Below are 21,555 nucleotides of genomic sequence, written 5' to 3' on the forward strand. Positions count from 1 at the left end.
GCGCAACAATTTGAGCGTACGCAGGTGTATAATTACCGCATCGGCAAAAATATCGAAAATGCAGCGCGGTTGAAATTCTACCGGAAATCGCTGCAAGTTGCAAAATTGTGCGGGTTAACTTTGAGGTGGTGGGGGAGAGGGTTGGGAAAACCAGGTTTTTGACCGGAAAACATATGGATGTTCAGCAATCGAAAAATGTGGTTTGATCGCGCGGTCATCGCCGGTTTGCCCGAAAAACCACAGGCTCAGCGATTGCAGTCGCCGGTCATTATTGCTTTTGCGATCGGAGTTTTTATCGAATTCGCGTTTTACCCAGCCATCCAGATTGGTGAAAAGCCCGGTTTCTTTGTCATCGAGGATGCAAAAATACCAGGTTGTGTCGCCGCGATCTTCCTGCCGGACGATGTCGTACATATTGCCGTCCAGCCGGATCTCATTTTCGAACATCAGCCGGAAAAAATTGTCCGATGCGATGTCGGAGTTTTTGGCGATTTTCAGCAGCACCAATTCGTCATCGGGAACGCCGCGTTTGATTTTCTGTTTGATTTCTTTGCGGATGTGATGCTGTTGCAATTTGAAAAACGCCACATAAGCCGATGGCTGAAACAGCAGGAACAGCAACAATAGTGAAATGACGGTTCGCATAAGGCGTGATTTTACAAAATTTTTGGGTCCATTCCAAGTGCCTCGCGCATGCTGTTATTTTTTCTTTCGTCACAATTGGTTCAATGATACACTGCAACGTCACCCACGGGTGCAATTTAGTGGAGCGAAACAATTGACGGCATTTGTTGATGTGTGCATCGCCAACGAAATGAAGCATCATATTTTGAGGTTGTTCGCGAGCTAAAATCGACGTTTGGCTTTTCCACCGTTGCCATCAAACAATAGCTAATTCGATTTAAATTTTGATTCAAAAGTGCTGATTTCGTTGGCGAGATTGAGCAGGCGTTGTGATTGCTTTTCAATGGTTTCAACCAATTCAACCTGCTCGTTGGTGAGGTTACCGAGTCGCGCATCGTTCAGCAATTTGGTGCTGATGTTGATGGACGAAACCGGTGTTTTGATTTCATGTGAAAGATACGAAATGAATCGTTTTTTCTCATTATTCGATTCTTGAATTTCCGTAATATCCTTCAGAAAAATGAGATAGCCGATTAATTTCGGCGCATCTGAATTCGCATTTTCGGGATAAATCGAGATCAGTTCCGGCAGAAATGAAATTGTTTGTTGAGCGTTTTCGATGCTGATGGTCATCGGGAGCTGCGATTTCGGCTGATCTTTTGCCGGAATCAATCGCCGGATCGTTTCCAGCATGATATTGTTGTGAATCGCCACATCCGAAATATATTCCCCAACCAATTGTTTTTTCGGAATTTGGAACAGCTTTTCCGCGAGGCGGTTCATCGAGAGAATACGTTTGTCCTGATCCAGCAACACGATAACATCGTTCAAATGATTGATCAATCCTTCCAGCCGGTGCTTTTCACTCGACAGTTTTGAGAGCGTTGTATTTTCATACTTTTTCAATCGCTCTGCCATTTCGTTAAAAGCGGACATCAACGGATGAAATTCAAGCGGCATTTTTTCGGATGCCAGCATATCGTAATTTCGTTCGGAAAAAGCGTTGATTTTGTGGGTTAATTCTGTAAATGGGTAAATCAGCAATCGGCGCACATGCACGGAAAAAACGATCGATAGCAATATTCCCAAAACGCAGACGCTGCCAAAAATCAGCAGCAAACGTTTGAACGTGTATTGCGAAGTCAAAAACGTGCTTTTGACAAACAAATTATCGCTTTCGTAAAGCGATGTTAATAAAGTCTTTGATGCCTGAAAATATTCTTGTGACCGATGGTATGCAGTTGAGGCGTCCACGTTTGGTGTCATCAATAAACTGTCTGTTCGCGCACCATAATTTCGGAACACAATCCTGAGCTGTTCGATTAATTGGCGATCTTCCGCGGTGCGGATATTATGTTCCGCAACTGAAAAATCCTGCCAAAAACGGGATCGCAGCGTCCGTGATTGGTTTGCAAAATGCTGCCGAATGTCAGATTCGCGAGTGGAGAGAAACAAAAATTGGATTTGCAGATGCTGCAATTCGTTCAACAAATGGATCATTGACTGAATGGTTTTGGCTGCTTTTGCGTTGGTGCGTTGGTTTTCGTCGTTTGTTTGATCGATTTCGTGAATTTGATAGGTCGCGTAACCTGCGATCAGTAACAACAAAAATAATAGCGCTCCGAAAAACCGGATCATTTTGGACTTAATCGAAATCATTTGTCTGATCAATTATAAATTAAAAGGCAACCGATTTTAAACCGGTTGCCACAATGTTAGCATAAATTATCACGCGCCGCGACTGCGGAAAACGGCACCGAGTAACGCGACCAGCAAAATTGAGCCGATAATTGCCCAGGCAACTGGAAAAGTGTTGCTGCCAATTTCCAGGACAAATATCTTTGGCAAAGTTAACTGGCGTGCGAGCCACGAACCGATGACGGCGCCCAAAAATCCAACGCCAATCGAGAACAGGAATCCACCACGAGAATAGCCGCCAAACATTTTTCCAATGGCGCCGCAAATACCCGCGATGAGCAGTAACAATAAAAAATTGATAAGTGTCATTATTTTCTCCGTTTTCAGTAAATGGATATATTTTCTGAACTTACGATAGAATAAATCAACAAACATGCCAGAATTGCGAGTTTTCGGCAAAGATACTGTAAATATTGAATTTAGGTGATTAATTGAATTGCGGTGGGATGTTGGAAATTCTATCAGAATGAAACTGAATTTCATATTGATAGATCAAAAAAGGGGAGGGGAGAAGCGTTAAATGCCGTAACTGTCTATTTTACGATAGAGGGTTGCGGTGCCGATACCCAGCATTTTTGCTGCGCGGGTTTTGTTGCCGTTGCACATTTCGAGCACATGCTGAATGTGTCGTTTTTCCATTTCGCTCAACGAAATTGCGCCAGTTTCGCCAGATGTTTTGGCTGAAAAATCCAAATTGTGAAACTCTGCCGGTAACCCGGATGCTTTCAGCGTTTGCCCTTCGTTGAGAATGATGCAGCGTTCAATCACGTTACGCAGTTCGCGAATGTTACCGGGAAATTTGTATTGTTGTAATTTTTCTAAAAATTTCGGCTCGACGGCTGTGATATTGCGATTCATTTTTCGGGCAAAATGATCGACAAAAAACCGGGTGAGGGCGGGAATATCGGAAAGGCGTTCGCGAAGCGGCGGAATGCGGATTTTCATCACGCTGATGCGGTAATACAAATCATCCCTGAAATTTCCAATGTTGATCTCTTTTTCCAGATTGAGGTTGGTTGCGGCAATGATGCGGACATCCACAATTGTTTGTTTTGTATCTCCTTGTTTTATAAAGGATTGGCTTTCCAAAACCCGCAGCAGTTTTGCCTGCAGTTTTACATCCATTTTGCCAATTTCGTCCAGAAAAATGCTGCCTTCGTCAGCTTCTTCAAACAATCCTTTTTTGTTTTTGTTCGCCCCGGTGAATGCGCCGGCTTTGTAGCCGAACATTTCCGATTCCAGCAAATCTCTGGCAAAGGCGCTGCAATTGACCGCAACAAAGGGTTTGGAAGCGCGATCGCCGGAATAGTGAATCGCCTGTGCAAACAGCTCTTTTCCGGTACCGGTTTCGCCAACCAGTAGCACCGGTGTGTTGGTTTCGGCTACTTTTTTGGCAATGTTGATAGCATCATGCAGCGGTTGGGATTCGCCGATCAGGTTTTCGAAACCGAATCGCTGATCCAGTTGTGCTTCCAGCCGAGCAAGTTTGTACGCCATTTTCGCACGGCTCATTGCCCGCTCAACGACGGGCAGCACTTTGTTGTCGTCATCGCCTTTGGTGATGTAATCGAACGCGCCGGTTTTGATGGCCTGCACACCGTCTTCGATGGAGCCAAATGCGGTCATCATTACAACTTCGCATAAAGGATTGATTTCTTTGAATTTGGGGAGAAGCTCAATGCCGTTGACGTTGCCGAGCATTACATCACAAAGGATCACGTGAATATCCTCATCCGCGAGAATGTCACAGCCTTCACGCTCCGTCGCAACGTCCCACACATCATAATGTTCGAGCCGGAACAGCCGTGTCATCAGCTTTCGCAACTCGGGTTCGTCATCTATTATTAGCAAACGACCTTTTTTCATCGATCAATCAGGTTTTGGGTTTTTGATTTCTGTTTTGCATAATTTAATGCATATTACCCAAAAATCATACCTTAAACCCGAATTACCAATTTGCCGATTGACGACCCATTAAACTTTGATTTCTTTCTGATTGACATTTTCATACGAGAATTCCGGACTGTTTTTCACAACTTCTTTGCTCAATTCCACTTTTATCAGCGAGCTGTTCCAGTCCACATTTTCGATCCAGTGTTGGGCGATGGCCACTTTTTTTCCGCCCGGCCACCAGTTCCGGGTGTCCAGAATCAGGTAATTGATGCGCCAGTCCTCATCCTCGATCAAAAAATCCTCCACATGCCCGATATTTCCGTTGCAAGCATCCACATAATAACGCATAATTTCCACTCCGCTCCGCAGGTGTTCGTTAGTGTGTTCCGGCGCAGTTGATAATTCTTCGGCTGCCGCTTTTTCCGGGTCGGGAATATTGTGATATGGCGTCAAAATGCCGTACGGATTGCCGAGCAGCCAATATCCGCTCCACTGATAATATTGGTGTAACGAAATTTCGTATTGCCGGGAGATCGGTTTTTCGGTGTTATACGACGGACTGTCTTCCACCTGTTGGCAGGTGAGGTTCAGGGGGATAACTTTTGGCGGATTATCCGGCATTTCCAGAATCGATTGCGGCGCGATGAGCACCCGTTTTCCGGGCAGCCAGTTGCCCGTATCCACAACAAAATAGCGGATTTTCCAAAAAACATCGTCCAGATAAACATCGAACAATGTTCCGATATTTCCATCAGTTGCCGCAATGTGTGTCGCGAGCAGTTTGTTCATACTTCTTAACATATCGTATTCCTTTGCTGATTTATTTTTGCGATCGCTTAAACCGGCGGGTCAGATAGTTCGATCTGGTGACCAGCCCAATCAAAAGTTTCCACATGCTCTGGGGACAGCATGAGAACCGATGTTTCCATCAGCGGTTTGCGTTGTTTTGCAACGATCGAGGGAATCGTCCAGTCAACCGTGTTCACAATCAAATCGCTCAGAAAACCGATTTTTTCATCATTATAAATAACGTTGTAGCCAACAATTTCCCGGGCGCTGCGGAGTTGGTGATGCCCGGCAGCCGGCGCCGGCATTTTTTCGGTTTGGGACGAAACGGCTTTCAGGATTTTGATAAGCCAGTTTGGCAAATAATGATTGTCCGTTGGCAGCAGGATCAGCACTTTGTGATGACTGATCAGCGTGCGCACAATTTGCCGGGAAACCGGCTTTACCTCATCAATTCCGGGTCCGTTTTCGATATCTTCCCGCCGAAGATTGACGCGGATAATCTGCAAAGCTTCCACCGCATCGCCAATTTCCGAAACCGGCAAAATCAGTCTTTTACCGGGAAACCAGCCGCCGGAATCGATAACCACATATTTTATTGCCCACGAACTGTCGTCAAAATACAAATCGTGAATTTGTCCCGCATCGCCATTTTCTGTTTGTAATTTGAACTTTTTCAGATCTTTAAATGCGATTGAATGTTGCGATTTTTGTTGGCGGTATAAAATTTTGTCAGTGCCTGATTTTTGAGTGGTCGATAAATTCATAATTTATAGATTGTCATTTCTTCTGTTAAATGGTATTTGGATAGCGATCTGGTGCAGTTGTGATAATTCACCGGAGATTCACGTTTTCGCATGAATCTCCGGGTTACACAATTCCGTTGAATGTATCTGTGCCGGGATTTGATGGCACAAATCCATTAATCCCATTTGCCATTTTTCTTATGGCGATTTTTCCGCATGCGTTTTTTTCGTTTGTGAGTTGAGATTTTTTTGCGTTTTCGCTTTTTGCCACAGGGCATCGTATCACCTCCTTTTGGCTTTTGGTCTACAATACTTCAAGTTTTATGCCAAAAGAAAAATAGTGGATTTAGCTTGTTTTTATTGAATTTGGGCGAGGGAAATTCTCAAAATGAAATAGAAATGATTTCATTTTGAGAATAATTGCCGGAGATAAGAAGTGGGGGAGAGGGCGGCAAAAAATTGGCGCTACAGGCTGAATGGGGTTTCCTGTTGCGCGATATCTACAGCCGTGTTTAGCAGCACGTTTATGCCTTTTCTCGACATCCTGCCAATGCGTCCATTCGTCCGGAGCATGGCTGACACCGCCAACACTGGGCACAAAAATCATTCCGGACGGGGTAATTTTTGCAAAAACTGGACATCATGTCCGGCACCGCTGGGCATTTTTTGTAATCGTAGCCCAGTTTTTTTGTGGATTTTTCAAATGCGGAAATCACATCCGGGTGGCAATCCTGCGGCGAAAGCCAGCTGCGTTCTTCATATTCAAACATCAGCCGGTGTTTACGGGCAATGGCGGATAATACCCGCCGACATGCAGCGGCAAGCTGGCGCATCACGTCTTCGTCAATATCCCGGCCAACCAGCGTAAAATCGACTTCCCCGGGAATGGTGTGCGCAAAACCGGGTTTTAAATCCACTTTCCCGACGGTCAAGCGACTTTTGTCTGAACCTTCTTCATCGATGATCCGGTAAATTTCGTGCCCGAAATCCGCCAGCCCCATAAAAGCATCGCTGCGCATGTGCATCGGTGCGGTTCCGGCGTGATCCGCTTTTCCGATCAACCGGACCATCCATTTGAACACACCTGAAATGCCTTCCACAACGCCGATGGGTATTTTTTCCAAATCGAGAACCGGTCCCTGTTCGATATGCAATTCCAGATACGTTAGCATTGATGCCGGTTCCCGGCGGGCATGCAGCGCGTCGTGCGGGTGCAAATCGAAATTTCGCAATGCGTCGATCAAATATTCGCCATCGGCGGAACGGGCGGTTTCGATCCACGACGGCGTAAGATCACCGACGATGGCCTGCGCACCGAACATGCCGCCAAAACGCCCTTCTTCTTCGCTGGTTGCGATCACTTCGATGGGGTGGTTTAATGCAATATTCTGCTCGTTGATAATGCGAACACATTCCAGCCCGCCAATGACACCCAATGTCCCGTCGAACATGCCGCCGCTGGGCACGGAATCCGTGTGTGATCCGATGACCACAGCAGGTTTATCCGGGTCGCCCAATCGACCGATGACATTCCCGGCACCATCCATCCGCGCCGTCATGCCGTTTTCACGAAATTTTTTCATCAGCCATCTGCGCCCTTCCATGTCAGCATCAGTTAAGCCGGGGCGATAAATGCCTTTGTCTTCCGGATTATAGCCGATTTTGGCCAGTTCGTATAAATCGTTTTCAACCCGTTGGAGATTAATATTGTATATTTTCGCCATGATGCGTTGTTTCCTTTTTTGTATTGTAAATTTTTAAGTATCCGAATAATGTCATTTGAACATGTTTGTTGGCAAATACGCGCCGACAACCCAGTTTGGGGCATTCACCACTTCAGTGATTTTTAAATGAACCGCAACGCTGCACAAACAATACGCGAGTTCTGCGCTCAAACCGTATGTTTTCATGAGATGATCGATCATCTCGCGGATGGCTTCGGTTGCGGCGTTCATCAGCGAATCCGCGATCCCGAGCGTTACAACATATTTTTGGGATGCGTGTGCCGGTTCTTTGTTCACCAAAAGTCGCGGAAAACGCGATTGCTGCTGTTTGATCAGCGAAAACCTGAGGCGTATCGTCATCGGCGATTCGATGGCGGTGCCGCAAACCTCGCCATCGCCCTGTGCTGCGTGCGTATCGCCAACGGAAAAAAGGGCTCCCGATACCTGAACCGGCAAAAATAAGCGGGCACCGATGGTCAAATCCCGGCAATCGATGTTGCCGCCAATGGGCAACGGCGGGATGGTCGAAAATTCGCCAGCCGCAGCCGGCGCAATCCCGATGGTGCCCGGAAACGGTCGGGTGGGGATTTTTATGTCCGGTGTAAATTCAATAAAATCAGATGAATAGCGGGAGTGATGCAAATACGGTTCACTAAAATCATTTGCCAGCAACCCGAATCCCGGGATGATGCCCGTCCATCCCCATTGGCTGATTTGGCAATCGAGGACGTCGACAACCAGCGTATCGCCCGGTTCAGCGCTATCGATAAACACCGGACCGGTTACGGGATTGGCAACGTCCGAATCGAGATTGAGGATATCTGCTGCCGTTGAATCCGGACGAATGCGCCCGCCGGATGCTTCCAATATTTCGAAATCGACGGTGTCGCCCGGCGCAATCGTTAACACAGGCTGCCGGGAATTATCCCATTTAAAATGATGGTGTTTGGAGTGTATCGTTTGAAATTTCATCACAAATATTCTGTTTGACCGCTGTTTCGAGTATCGATATTATCAAGAAATGATAAAACGCAGCGGAAACCAAGCCAGAAATTATTCTTTGTGACAACTTGTCGGTTAATTGGCGGTTTAAAACATCCCGTTATCATGGGCAAAAGTATCGGGAATTATTTGCAGCACATCCCAATGTTCAACAATTTTCCCGTTTTCATCGAACCGGAAAATATCGATGCCGGCATAATTGTGGTCGTTTGGCCATTCCTGAAAGCAGTGCAACACCACCAAATCGTTCTCGGCGATGGCGCGTTTGAAGTGCACTTTTTTGCCGGGATATTCCTTTGCCATCCGTTGAAAATATTCAATGAATGCCGCTTTTCCATCGCCGACATGGGGATTATGCTGGATATACACATCACCGGTGAATTGCTTAATCGCGGCTTCCGGCTCGCATTGATTGAACATCAGATCGTAAAATGCCATCGCATTTTGTTTGTTCATTGCTGTATTTTGTGCCATATTTTCTCCATTTAATGATTTAAAATAGTGCCAAATCCAAAGGTAAAACTTCCGTATTTTTTCCCGAAATGATATTTTCCCTGAAAATCAATGACCATCACATCTGCCAAACTGAATTTCAATTTGGCAAATGGCATCCATTTATCCGTTCCAAAAGATTCTCCAACGGTCAGAATGCCAATCGGATTGTTGAACCGGAAATTCATTCCCCAGGTTAATCCAGTCAACAAAATTTCATCGACAATGTGGAAGGATGTAAACATTTTATCGAGGTCGCCATATTCAAAACCCACCACGGGTAACAGGATTTTCCCCCTGGCTTCACCGGTAAACTGATGGGCATAAACCAATCCAAAATCAACTGCAGCACATTTTCTGCGGTTGTAAAATCTGGCGGAAACAATTACATCATCCACCGAATTTGTGGTGTGGCGATTGAAAATGCTCGAAAAATTCAACCGTAATCTGTGTTTCCCCGAAAAATCATCGTAATTCAAATTGAACACCCGGAATGGTCGGTCACCGCCTCGTTCTCTCATCGAATTTGAATAGCGGAAGTGAATGCTGTATGCGTCATCAGGATTGGGAATGCCGGTAACCAATTGATTTTTCCAAATCCCTCTATTGCGGGATCTCGCGAATTGTTCAGCCGTAACGTATGTTTCAATGTCGTTGCCATCGCCGGTGTTTGCATATCTGCCGAATCCCGCTTTCAAATATTCGATGTTGAAGCATTTGTTCGGCACCAAAAAGCGTTGATACAAATGGACAAACAGCGTGTCGCCGGAGTTTTCCTGTTGCGTTTCGGTGTATTTAAGCGGCTGATTTTTCAACATTTTTTCGGCATATTTGATGATCTTTTTTGACAAACCGCTGTCGTCCGCAGAAATCGGAACCGTTTCCACATTGGCTAATTTGACAAATTGCCCTTTTTTTGAGAGGAACAGGTTTGTGTCAATTATGTTAACAATTTCAATCGTCTTATATTCCTGCGAAAATGCGAGATGCTGAATCGAAAAGAGGATGAGGAGTAACCAAAGGTTTTTCATTTGAAGTGATTCTGCTGTTATAATGTTGATTCAATTTATTGGAAGATGTTTATTGTAACCGGGATTTGAATTAATTTTAACAATCGCGATTCAGCTTGTTTCACCTGATAAATTCGATATATTCAATCCAAAAAGGAAATAAAATGATGCAATTTGATATAAAAAAAGTGGTTGCCGCAGTATTTGTTTTGTTTTTTGGATTGATGGTTTACGCTGCGTTTTCCGGTAATTCGGACAGCACCCGCGATGATCTTTCGGGTGTCATTATTGCGCCGCCACAGGATTTTTTCATAATTCCGGTGGAGAATAACGGACAGGAATTTTCGCTAAAAGCTGCTGCACTTGAATTGGAAAAAGCCATTCAATTTCATCCCGAAATCAAAAAAATTGCCCTGCAATATCGGATTGGCGATGCGGATAATTATTTTTTACTCGATTTGAATGAGAATACAATCCAAAATACTGCCAAAAATGAATACGGTACGATTGTCCAAACCACCTGGACCGGTTCGGCAATTCAGCGAATTCAATGGTGCAAAAGCAACGGTGATTTTACACCGGATGGCTTATCCGCACCCGAAAGCCGAAATTTGTATCATTAGGTTGCCTGAAAATCAACTTCTGTTGCCAAAATGATGTTGTTAAAAATCAGATTATCAGACAATCCGCTGTTCTTTAACCCCTTTTACCAACAGCCAAATGCAAAGCGAAAGCTCCGCGATAACGGCTGGTAAAACAACAATATTTGCAAAAAATGTCTCATGTGCCGGAAAGAGGAATATGCCAAAACTGTTCAACAGATAGCCAACAGCTGCGATCATTAAAAAAATCCCCAAAACACCCGGAAAAAGGTTCGATTTGAAAATGAGGTAGCCGAGAATAACACAGTGAATGCCAAAAAAAGCGCCGGCAATCAGATAGCCGATGCCGTGCATTTCCAAAAATAGCAGCACTAAACTATTGATTTGATCCGCCCCGAAAGTATTCAGATAATCCGCACCGCTCAGTAACTCCAACGAAATAAAATGATTCAACATATTGACACTTGCAATTGCGGGATGTGCCAATATCCGCAACGTCGCGGCAATCAGCGATAGCGTTTTATTGACCGGTTTGAGCAACACATAAAACAGAATAGACACAACTGCATCACACAAAAATGCGATCAAATCGCTGGCGAACCCGATACGGAACAGAAATTCGGAAGCCATAATATTATTGGCTGTTGCCGTTGCATCACCGTGAACAATTAAATTGCCACGAACAAATCCTTCACTGAATCCTGCACAAACAATTATTATCAAATACAAAATTCCGGTAATTCGCGCAATAGTGCGGTATGGCGTTTCTGTAATCGTATTCTTCATCAGGTTTTCTCCAGCGAGTGAGGTTTTCATTGGATTTCTCGAAGGTCATTGTAATGATTTTTTGCGTTTTTACAAACAAAAAAGCATCCGGAATTCATGCCTGCTGAAAGTAATCATTATCTTAAAATGCTAAACTCAAGCGAATTCGAAGAAATAAAAATGATACATCAGATAATCCGAGCTGAAAAATTATTGATTTATTTCTCCGGCTTTTTTCAACGCGTATTTTGAGAACAGCGGTCCAATAATTTCATGGACAATTGTTGACCCGATGATAACGTTAATAATTATATCCGCGAGTGGTTGAAAGGTTGGATTTTGTTGAATAACCAGCGCCAAACCGATTACGATACCACCCTGCGGTATCAGCCCGCCGGCGGTATATTTTTGAACGGATTCGGAGGATTTTGACAATTTACCACCCAAAAAAGCTCCGCTAAATTTCCCGATAAATCGAAAGATAACAAATAAAATTATCAACCAATAACTTGAAAATAGCACCGAAAAATCCAGATGAAGGGCGCTGATTGTAAAAAACAAAACGAAAATCAGCTCTTCCGTATAGCGTTCGAGCATTTTGAATAATTTGTCTCTTTGGATGGAATAGTTTGTTACGATTATACCCATTGTCATTGTCGACAACAGCTCATCAACTGATACATATTTTGCAATACCGTAGCATAATGCCAAAAGGCTGATGATGAGTGTTATTAAAACACTCTCTGTTTCTTTGTCAATTAATTTGGTTAACAGATTTAAAATATAGCCAAAAATACACCCCAAAATCACTGCACCGAAAATACTGAACAACGGTTGAGTGATTGCACTGATTGCGATGGATTGATTGGAAATAAACATGCCCGACAAGGCAATTGCCAAACTGTAATTGATGATGCCCAAAACATCATCAAACGCTGCAACGCCCATTATTGTTGATGTGACTTCACCTTTGGCTTTGTATTGGTGTTCGATCGCCAATGTTGCCGAAGGATCTGTGGGTGAGGCTAATGAGGCAATTAGTAGCGAAAGCGGTAAATAAAACGCAAAAAAGCCACCTGACTCTGCCGGAATAATCAGCGGCGAAATCATCATGAAAACAATCGAAACACAAATAAAAGCTAACTCGGCTTCAAATAGTGTAATAAACACTATCGGTTTACCCAACCGCTTCACCTTTGGAAAATAGAGGGTGCCACCAACGGAGAAAGTAATAAATGCCAATGAAAAATTGGTAATGAGGGCCGTGTGCTCGATAAACGTTTTTGGAATAACATGCATTATATCGGGGTTTAGAAGGATTCCGGCGAGGATGTATCCGGTTACTTTTGGCAATCTGAGACGAGTACATATTTCACCCAGAATAAATCCGGTAAAGATGATGATGCCAACAATCAGGATAGGTTCCATTGAACAAATTTCTTAATTTTTTTTGATTGTGACGTAATATGAGAAATAACCAATTGACAACGTTGCAATAATTCTATTATTTCAACAATTCAGGTAATAGATTTCGATTATTGAATCGAGCCTTGAACCACTTTTTTACTGAAATTTCCCCAAAATCAACATGAAAAATTGACGAAAACATTAAATTCTTTATAAAAATCAACAGTATTTTTTTTAAAAAAGATTTAAATGATTTTACATCAATAGCAAATTCTTTTAAAAATTGTCCAAAAGATGTATGAATTTCTGTCCTGCTGAAAAATATGGAGCTATTTGGCATAACCGTTGTGTGTAGCTGTTAGCGATATTTTATGTACCGTTAATCAATTGATGTGGCGATTACGCTTTTCGAAAAAATATACGCCGGTAGTACTCCAACAGATACGCAAGAATATCCAGCCAATCGAAGGTCGAGCCAAGAATGATATGCGCAATCTCGCACTCATCGATTCCCAAAATATTTACCAAATCAAGGTATTGCGAAATTTCAATGAGTATTGAAAAAGTAAGACACCAAAAGCAAGTTTAAAAATGAGCATTCGCAAAAGGACCGGACGAAATAGAAGATCATTATTACGACGAGAACATCACCCAGAAATGGGCGAATAAATGTATCCCGGATAAATAGGGCAATGATTATTTCTATCGCAAAAATAGAGCAAAAATCAAAAAGCGCGTAGCGAAAATCGAAGGGGCATATGTTGATTTGGTTTCGTATCAGTGACCTGATTTTATGGCAGAATGCAACAATAATTCTCATGTTGCGCCCGGTTATTTGCTGAAAATAAAACCTAACGCAGCAAAATCATTTTTCGGCTTTGCTCAAAATGGTCAGCCTTCAGCTTGTAAATGTAAATGCCGCTCGCGTATGATTGTGCATCCCAATTAATGTCATAATTTCCGGCTGACTGTTCGCCGGAAACCAAAGTTACCAATTTTTGACCGAGCATGTTGAAAACGCTGAGTTCAACTAAAGCCTTTTTAGACAGGTTGTAATTTATGGTTGTTGTCGGGTTAAAGGGGTTGGGATAATTTTGGTTTAATTGAAAATCGATTGGCGCGTTTTCAAAATGGTCATTCAGCGAGGTTAAATAATTGCTATCCGGATAATAAGGTTGCGGAATGATACCTTCATTGCTCAATAAAATCCACAAACTTTGTTGGGTTAAAATGTCTTCCACTTGAACAGAATCGCCGTTGAGGAATGCCAAATTGGAAATCAATCGCACGCCGTGCGAATAATCCGCATACATGGCTATATGCCCGTTATACACTGGTTGAATGGGATTATTCACGCCCAAATGCCAGCCATAAATGACAACCCGTTCATAATTTCTGTCCAGACTATAAATTTTATTTGAGATGATGATATATCTTTTTAGTGCCGCCAACGATGTTATTTGCGGATCTGTCAAATCCCAATTGATCAAATTGTTGTTTGACTAAACCTGTGTGTTGCCAGAAAACCGGAACGGTTGTCATGGTATCCGATGGCGGAATGGGTTGAGGCTGTAGCTTGAATTCGGCATTATTATATATGATATCTACCATTTTTTTTGTTGGCAGGATGCAATTCAAGTTGTCTGCCAAAAATTGTGCAGTGGATGGGGTCATTGGTATGTAAAAATAATCCTGATCCGATCCGATCGCCATATAATCGCACAGCGTATAAAAATTAACGTATAGCTGTTACCGCTGATCGATTGATTGATTGTTATGGCTTTTAATTTTCGGGAGAAAGAAGGGACATTGCCAGATAAAATTTCACTGACGACAGCTATTTCTCGATTGATGATGCTCAAATTTTTTACCTGATTGACAAATGCTGAACCGGTTAGCGCATTTGCCGGACGATCGGGAATGTTTAAATACATGATTGAATCACTGGTTGTCCAATTCGGTCTGATATTGTCCGTGAGAATTGTGGACTCAGACTGACTAAAAATCATTTCGGTTGAAATTAGTATAAAAAGAATAGCCTTAATCAGCTTTGCCATAGTGTATTTACCTGTCTATAAAATTGCACAGAACATTTTTTGCCGCTCTTTTGTGGTTGAATTCAAGCCAACCAATGATAAAAATAAATGGGAAAAGATGCAACTGATGATTGACACCCAAAAAATATTCGAAAGCGTGGGAGAATGGAAAATTAATTCAACCATCTCCGGGGGTGACGGTGCTCAGAAAGGAAATGGTTGAATTACAGTTGTTTAATCCAACTTTTTATGATGGTTGAGATTTCTTCACCGACTTTTTTTTGCTGCTTCATTCGATTTAATCGTAATCGTGCATCGATCCGGTGCTGCCCATTTTATTAACTTGAGGGGTCATCCAAATGGAATTTCTGTGGATGTTCTTTTTCTTTGCACCTGTATGTAATACAATTTGAATATGTTTGGGGGGTATAGTTTGAATGTTGCAAAATGTTCAGTTATTCGATAGCTTGGGGCATTCCATTTTATTTCTTCGACGATATTTTCATTACATTGTTTTATGATTTGTCGTAAAAACGCAATGCCATCTTTGTATGGATGGTTCAGGTTATCCATAAATTCATCTACTTTGTTGCTTTCCAAATGAAGGTCCCTTTCGTTGCTGCAGTATTGTTGGAAATTATTCCCAGGTTTATACATTTTCTAATAGTTCTATAGAATCACCTTTTTTCAAAATGCCTTCAACCAAAACGGCGCAATAAACACCAGCCAAATTCGCGTGCGTTTTTGCAACATGACGTAAAATTTCTGGGTTATGTTCTCCGGTAACAGGATCGAGCGATATCATTTTGCAGCGAGGATCGCGTTCTAAAACCATAATCTCCGCTCGTTCACCAATACGCAATCGGCGACCGACAAATGTATCTTCGGCGAAGCCTTTTTCCGATGACAGATTGATGTAAATATTTGCACGGAAGCGTTGTTTGTTCAGTGTTTTTCCTGATTCCGTTTCTATCTGGCGGATGGTTTGTACACTGATTAATGAAACCGGCCGGCAATCTGTTAAGGCGCGATCCGAACGCACTAAGGTTATGTGGTTTTCACCGGATAACCCCGTTGTCAGCATTTTGATCAACGCAGGATCGTCAATCGACAGGATGTCGCCCGACGGAGTTGCAACATCCAAAATTAAGTCATTGGGATCCGGATTGGCAGGATTTACACCGGGTTCGATGCGCATCGCCTCCATCAGGTTTGGCGGTTTGGCGGCTTTATCTGCATAACGGAACCTTGGATGAAATCGTAACATTTGCGGATTCGCTGTTGCATTCAAATATGGAAAACCTTTACGTGCAGAGGAATTCCTAAAGGCGTAGCATCGATCTCCGTAAAAGCCGGAAAAGCCCATAAAACCTTCTGCTATTTCCTCACCGCTCATACTTTTAACGGGATACCGCCATATACTTTCAATATTTCCAATAGTTGTCATAATATCGATAGCTTTTAATCAATGAACATTGTATCTGATTGGGCGATACAACTGAAATTTATTACCGCACAATCCGACTTTTATCACGAAAAACTACACCCTATAACATCACAAAAACTTTCAGATTTACAAATAACCTAAACTTATAAATCACGGAAATAATTTTACTTACGTAAATCGGACTCATGAATATTATTACTCTAAAAATGCGGGCTATAGTGTAATTGAAACGGTATTCATTTTTTTGTCCTGGGTATATTGATTTGTCCACCAATGAACAATAATTGTATCTCCCTCTTTTACGGTTTCGCTTTTTCCATTAATTATTTCAGATAAGGAGATTGCAATTGAATTTTTCCTGGCTATTGAGGGATTATTAAAATGGGGTGCCCAATTAATGACAGCCAGAATATTGCGCTCAACAGCAAATATGTAAACTGTTTGATCTGTATTGTTTTTTTTATCAACTGACCGGCTTCAATTGTCACCTCAACATTGGAAGTTCTATTTTCAGTTGGTGAGGTGCATGAAACTGTGGCAAACAGAATAAAAACAAAGATAAAAACTTTACGAAAATATTCCATTTGATCTCCGTTTTTAAATTTACTTTTTCACAGCTTTGTAAATAACCTGCCCACCAATAAGTATTATTATTATTTTAAAAAACGATTGGTATAATTACCGAGAACCGTTTTTTTTTATTTCGGTTTTCGTAAAAATTGGGACTCATTTTTTAAATTAAACGCCATTTTATCAATAAACATAAATTGACTTCCAAAACATTCTATTTACAAAATTCCGTCGAGAAAGAACAGTAGTCAAGTTGATTTGCTGGTTATGCGTTATTGCCGCTGTCATCTCTAATATCTGTTTTTTTCCATGAGCTTAAATATTTCTCGGATCATAGTAAAGAATTATTGCGCCACTACGAAAGATTTTAGTCTTTATAAGTTTTAAAATAGTTCTTTGGTCAATGTTTTCAAATAACGGCATACCGCTACCTACAACAACAGGATGAACACAAAGTTGGAATTCATCAATCAAATCAAGTTTAATTAGCTGTATAATTAAACTGCGGCTTCCAAAAAATCTTTACCAGATTGTTGCTTGAGTTCTAAAACTTCATCTTTTAACTCACGTTTTGCAATTGTTGCACTTTCCCATTCTACATTTTTGATCGTGCGCGAGAATACTATTTTCGGTATTTTGTCAATAGCCGTAGCAAAATCATTCATTGATTTTTCTTCGGAAGGATTATCCAAAATAGTTCGCCAGAATTCCATAAGTTGATATGTTGTTCGACCATATAGAATTGCATCTCCCTGACCTAATAGTTCTGTATAATGTTGATGTAATGCTCGCAATTAGTCAAGTGTCATATTTAATGCTGCAATTAGTTTTCTCATATGTTCTTTTTAATGGTCATTATTTTTTTTAGTTTATTCTCTTGAAACAGTTTCAAGTTGGCATTAGTGTCAAGTTTTACGCGTAACAACACGGTTTATGCCGAAGGCATCCCTTCGGGACCGGCGTAACACTACGCCATAATTTGCTGATATTTTAAACTTTTTTGCACAAATTATAAATAAGTACAAAACTGCCAGCCGGGAAGTTGCATCCGGTACGACCCAAATTTCGCGTCCGGATGTTTGACTAATTATGATTAAAATCAGGATTACGAGTACTTACGGGAAACTGAAATCCGATACCTGCCCGGAAACCATATCGTGTTGGGTCATAGCGATCGTCAACCATTAGCCCTTGTATATTAAACAACAAATTCTTTGAAATTGCAAATTCAGATTTTACGGCTGCCATCCATCTATCTTCGCTCGAAATTAAGGACAAGGGTGTTATGCCAAACCAAAATTTATAATACCAATTGTCATTAGATACAACATTTATCCCAATCGAAAAAGGGGAGTAAAAATCAGTGAGAAAATCCAGACTGAAATATGCTTTATCCAAATCTCCGATTTTCAATCGGGCGTTTGGCAACGCAAAGTTGCGGTGACGTCGTTCGTAGGGAATATGTATATAGAAAAAACCCGGCTCAAACCCAATGTTTTTTCCATAAAAACCCGTATTTAAACTAATGATATAGTAAAGTACGCCATCTTGTGGTTTGCTGTATTCTAAAGAGTATTCCCCATACGTCCTTAACAATTGTATACCAAACTCACTGTCGTTTGCAAATAACTTTGTGTTTAGCATTATTTCATTATATGGTGAACCGTCGTTGTCGTTGCCGTAGCCCAATATCAGGTAAGTGGTATAAATATTTTGGGGAGCGATATTATAAAAATTTGGATTCCAGACGCCACGATGTCCGCTTTTTGCCTTTTGTGCGGCAGCAAAGTAAGCTTCCTCAACGGGCAATCCGGTTTGTTGTAACAGTTTACCAAAACCGTTTTCCAAATAATCTTTGATAACATCAACGGTTTGCATAGGATATTTTTTCCACATGCAAACTAGGCGAACGTCCGTTGCGTCCTCAACTGATACAATGTATTCAATTTCAACAGATTTATTTAGTAATTTAGCCTTGGCATATCGTTGGACGAAGCGCGCATATGAGCGATTTTTGGGATTGGGATCCATTACTGAAGGCACGTCAATATATGCCAATTGAATTTTCTGCCCGCCTTCGATCTCAAACAAATTGCTGTCCAATATTTTCCGAATGGTAACACTTTTAGCTGATAGCTGATATGATACAATAATAAAAAAAACCGAAAAGAATAAAGGTGCGGATCTCATATTAGAATGCCATTGCGTTTTAATGATGGGTATAGAAATTTGTAAAAAATTAGTTGTTAATTATCAGGTAGTTACTCCAAAACTGCACGAGCTTGCACTAACAACACGGGTGATGCCCAGGGCATGCTTTTCGGGACCGGCGCAACACCACACCACAATCTGTTGATTTTTTACAACCATTTTGCACAAACTAAAATTTAGAACGAAAGCACAGTCCCGCGGTTGCGTCCGGTACAACCGACAGTTAGAACCGCAAAAACTGATTTGCACTGCACAGAAAAATAAAAAATTATGACTGACCAAAACACTGACAGAAAACAGAAAAAGTAAAAATAAAACCTGCCAAAACCACACTTTTTGAATCGGGACTCTTAAATATTTATCCCGCAAATTGGCATTCACTTACGAAAAGCTGACGTCTTTCAATTATTATTTCTACGTTGGCAATTACTCCATTTTTGAGTCTTTTCTTTTGTAAAAAAATAAAAACTGCTTCTAACGCTTTGCTTCACGCGCGGTGTGAAAAGGTAATCGGATTAACGAACAAAATCTAAAACAAGTTGACAGCGAAGTTGTCAACCGCGACGGCGTAAGCCGTCGCGTGCAACAAAATGTTAGACCTTATTTTACTGATTGTTGGTTTCTAATATCGTCTCAGTCTCTTTCCATATTTGTTCAGCAACTTTCTCATCATTCACAATGTCGATAGTTTTTGAAAGTTGTGTTTTTGAAAAGTATTCTCCGGTTATATTTGATACTTCGTCCGATGTTGCTAAATATACAATCGGTTCAGCACCGACCTCTGGTTTTGAGATAAACAAATTTAATAATTTGCTAAACCATTTTGGATAGTCTCTGAAAACGTCAGTTCCAACAACTCCCGGATGAACAGAGTTTACTGTAATATTTTTACCGTTTAATCTTTTTGCCAATTCTTTTGTGAAGAGGACTATTAATAATTTTGAATCGGCATATACTTTATTGCCGTCGAACTTTTTGGCAGAAGAAGGCTTTGATATAGTGGTCTCACCTTTTTTATATAATTCGGATGAAAGATTTATGATTCTTCCGTGAGTGCTTTTTTCGATTAATGGCAGCAATAGGTTGGTCAATAAAAATGGTGCGAAATAATTGACTACCATTGTCATCTCATATCCTTTATAACCAATTTGAAGATTTCTTTTGAGAACGCCGGCATTATTAATCAATACATCAATTTTTGAATACTCGCCTTTAACTTTTTCAACGACACTGATTATCGAGTCTGGGGATGAAAAATCGACATAAAACATTTTGACGTTTTGATTGTTTGATCGAGTTTTGATGTCTTCAAACGCCATTCTAGATTTTTCACTATCTCGCACCAACGTGATAATTGTATAATTCAATTTTGCCAATTGTATAGCAGTCTGTTTTCCAATGCCAGTGTTACAACCGGTGATCAAGCATATTTTGTTTTCCATCAATAATTGCTTCCTATTTGAATTTTTTATGGTCTAACTAAAAGTAAAGCCGACCCGCTCAAAAACACCGTACATAAATCGACCCAAATATTTTGTATATTCACGGAAACCTGTTAATCATCCAACACCGGCGGGTTCGGCTTGACCGAAAAGTTAGCAGCCGAGTAGAAAGGAAAAAGCCCTGCAAAACCCAATAATTTGTTTACATCTTATCTACGTGACCGCTTGTATGGGGGAAGAGCACACCAAAACTATTTTAACTTAATCCTCTATCCTTAAGTTAGCCCATTGAGGAGATGACCAACCTTCCGTTAATTTCTGATAATTTCCCGATTCTATATCTAATATATATATTGCATCTCCAACAAGATCACCATCTGTATCTACTACAAATGATATTCTCGTACCATCAGGTGACAAAGTATGAAAACCTACCAGGTTAGATATACCTTCTGAAATATTTTTGAGGTCACTACCGTCGCTATTAATAATAAACACGGCTCCAATATCATCCTGAATCGATTTAAATATAATTTTTGAACCATCAGGTGACCAGATAGGATGAAAATCTCTGTTACAATCGGTGATTTTAACAGCATTTTTTCCATCCATATCCATGATGTAAATATTAGATTCATAACCATTCCCTTTTGAACACCAATAAGCGATTTTATCAGCCGAAGGGGACAAAGCCGGTTCAAATTCGCTCTCTACCGTATAGGTTAATTGTAAAAGATTTTCTCCATTGCTATCAATTATATATAAATCTGAACAAACAAATTGACCGCCACACGAAGTCGAGTCGTTTGCTGAAAACAATATTTTCGATCCGCCAGGAAACCAGATTGGGTCAAGTATTAGATTCTTTTGTATCAAAACTTTCTTTTCAGAGTTTGTTAAGTCAATTACAATGAGAGAATGTGACGAATCATCATAACAATATTCAGTATACAAAACCTGTAATCCATCTGGAGAGACAGCTATATTGTCACATAAGCAATCAGTATTACTTAAATTTATTCGATTTGAACCATCGGCATTCATTTTAAATACATCTCTTGAACCGCTAACCAAAAAGAAAATTTCTTCACCTGATTGTG

The 21,555-nt window shown here is 41.2% G+C and carries 19 protein-coding genes and 3 pseudogenes; 1 reads left to right on the top strand and 21 read right to left on the bottom strand.

Translation table 11 applies throughout. The features are described 5' to 3' along the window. Nucleotides 1–114: 114 nt before the first annotated feature. The 10 genes and pseudogenes from H6629_23600 to H6629_23645 form a co-directional block, all read right to left on the bottom strand. Complete coding sequence (locus H6629_23600) at nt 115–645, bottom strand: hypothetical protein (GenBank protein MCB9070774.1); 531 nt, start codon at nt 643–645, stop codon at nt 115–117. Between the two features lie 246 nt (nt 646–891). Next, nucleotides 892–2,283, bottom strand: coding sequence for a PAS domain-containing protein (locus H6629_23605; protein MCB9070775.1), 1,392 nt, complete (start codon nt 2,281–2,283; stop codon nt 892–894). A gap of 69 nt (nt 2,284–2,352) precedes the next feature. After that, nucleotides 2,353–2,631, bottom strand: coding sequence for a GlsB/YeaQ/YmgE family stress response membrane protein (locus tag H6629_23610; GenBank protein MCB9070776.1), 279 nt, complete (start codon nt 2,629–2,631; stop codon nt 2,353–2,355). Between the two features lie 207 nt (nt 2,632–2,838). Continuing rightward, entirely contained in the window at nt 2,839–4,188 is a 1,350-nt protein-coding gene (locus tag H6629_23615; protein MCB9070777.1) for a sigma-54-dependent Fis family transcriptional regulator, read from the bottom strand. Between the two features lie 108 nt (nt 4,189–4,296). Further along, nucleotides 4,297–5,016, bottom strand: a complete 720-nt coding sequence (locus H6629_23620; protein MCB9070778.1) for a PRC-barrel domain containing protein — start codon at nt 5,014–5,016, stop codon at nt 4,297–4,299. Nucleotides 5,017–5,051: 35 nt separating this feature from the next. Then, nucleotides 5,052–5,768: a hypothetical protein gene (locus H6629_23625; protein ID MCB9070779.1), complete on the bottom strand. Its 717-nt coding sequence runs from the start codon at nt 5,766–5,768 to the stop codon at nt 5,052–5,054. A gap of 325 nt (nt 5,769–6,093) precedes the next feature. Beyond that, nucleotides 6,094–7,471, bottom strand: a pseudogene (locus tag H6629_23630) (Zn-dependent hydrolase). Nucleotides 7,472–7,522: 51 nt separating this feature from the next. Then, a complete protein-coding gene (locus tag H6629_23635) occupies nt 7,523–8,443 on the bottom strand; it encodes an acetamidase/formamidase family protein (GenBank protein ID MCB9070780.1) in 921 nt (306 codons plus the stop codon). Between the two features lie 117 nt (nt 8,444–8,560). Next, nucleotides 8,561–8,947, bottom strand: coding sequence for a nuclear transport factor 2 family protein (locus H6629_23640; GenBank protein MCB9070781.1), 387 nt, complete (start codon nt 8,945–8,947; stop codon nt 8,561–8,563). A gap of 11 nt (nt 8,948–8,958) precedes the next feature. After that, nucleotides 8,959–9,996: a hypothetical protein gene (locus H6629_23645; protein ID MCB9070782.1), complete on the bottom strand. Its 1,038-nt coding sequence runs from the start codon at nt 9,994–9,996 to the stop codon at nt 8,959–8,961. Nucleotides 9,997–10,139: 143 nt separating this feature from the next. Between H6629_23645 and H6629_23650 the strand changes: the two genes are divergently transcribed. After that, complete coding sequence (locus tag H6629_23650; GenBank protein ID MCB9070783.1) at nt 10,140–10,598, top strand: hypothetical protein; 459 nt, start codon at nt 10,140–10,142, stop codon at nt 10,596–10,598. A 54-nt stretch (nt 10,599–10,652) separates the two neighbouring features. On the opposite strand, the gene H6629_23655 is transcribed toward H6629_23650, so the two are convergent. The 11 genes and pseudogenes from H6629_23655 to H6629_23705 form a co-directional block, all read right to left on the bottom strand. Then, nucleotides 10,653–11,363 carry a DUF4386 domain-containing protein gene (locus H6629_23655; GenBank protein MCB9070784.1) on the bottom strand — a complete coding sequence of 237 codons (711 nt, stop codon included), beginning with the start codon at nt 11,361–11,363 and terminating at the stop codon, nt 10,653–10,655. Nucleotides 11,364–11,552: 189 nt separating this feature from the next. Then, complete coding sequence (locus H6629_23660; protein ID MCB9070785.1) at nt 11,553–12,770, bottom strand: cation:proton antiporter; 1,218 nt, start codon at nt 12,768–12,770, stop codon at nt 11,553–11,555. A 378-nt stretch (nt 12,771–13,148) separates the two neighbouring features. Continuing rightward, nucleotides 13,149–13,569, bottom strand: a pseudogene (locus H6629_23665) (DUF2809 domain-containing protein). Nucleotides 13,570–13,600: 31 nt separating this feature from the next. Next, a complete protein-coding gene (locus H6629_23670; GenBank protein MCB9070786.1) occupies nt 13,601–14,200 on the bottom strand; it encodes a T9SS type A sorting domain-containing protein in 600 nt (199 codons plus the stop codon). Nucleotides 14,201–14,419: 219 nt separating this feature from the next. After that, nucleotides 14,420–14,806: a hypothetical protein gene (locus tag H6629_23675; GenBank protein ID MCB9070787.1), complete on the bottom strand. Its 387-nt coding sequence runs from the start codon at nt 14,804–14,806 to the stop codon at nt 14,420–14,422. Between the two features lie 628 nt (nt 14,807–15,434). Beyond that, nucleotides 15,435–16,232, bottom strand: coding sequence for an MOSC domain-containing protein (locus H6629_23680; protein MCB9070788.1), 798 nt, complete (start codon nt 16,230–16,232; stop codon nt 15,435–15,437). A 362-nt stretch (nt 16,233–16,594) separates the two neighbouring features. Next, nucleotides 16,595–16,816 carry a hypothetical protein gene (locus H6629_23685; protein MCB9070789.1) on the bottom strand — a complete coding sequence of 74 codons (222 nt, stop codon included), beginning with the start codon at nt 16,814–16,816 and terminating at the stop codon, nt 16,595–16,597. Nucleotides 16,817–17,117: 301 nt separating this feature from the next. Then, nucleotides 17,118–17,638: pseudogene (locus H6629_23690) on the bottom strand (dihydrofolate reductase family protein). A 247-nt stretch (nt 17,639–17,885) separates the two neighbouring features. Beyond that, nucleotides 17,886–18,905 carry a hypothetical protein gene (locus H6629_23695; protein ID MCB9070790.1) on the bottom strand — a complete coding sequence of 340 codons (1,020 nt, stop codon included), beginning with the start codon at nt 18,903–18,905 and terminating at the stop codon, nt 17,886–17,888. A 713-nt stretch (nt 18,906–19,618) separates the two neighbouring features. Then, on the bottom strand, nt 19,619–20,455 hold the full coding sequence (locus H6629_23700) for an SDR family NAD(P)-dependent oxidoreductase (protein ID MCB9070791.1): 837 nt from the start codon (nt 20,453–20,455) through the stop codon (nt 19,619–19,621). A 261-nt stretch (nt 20,456–20,716) separates the two neighbouring features. Next, the coding region (locus tag H6629_23705) for a PD40 domain-containing protein (protein ID MCB9070792.1) at nt 20,717–21,555 on the bottom strand (839 nt) is incomplete at its 5' end.

This window comes from Calditrichia bacterium, from assembly GCA_020634975.1.
Taxonomy (GTDB): domain Bacteria; phylum Calditrichota; class Calditrichia; order RBG-13-44-9; family J075; genus JACKAQ01.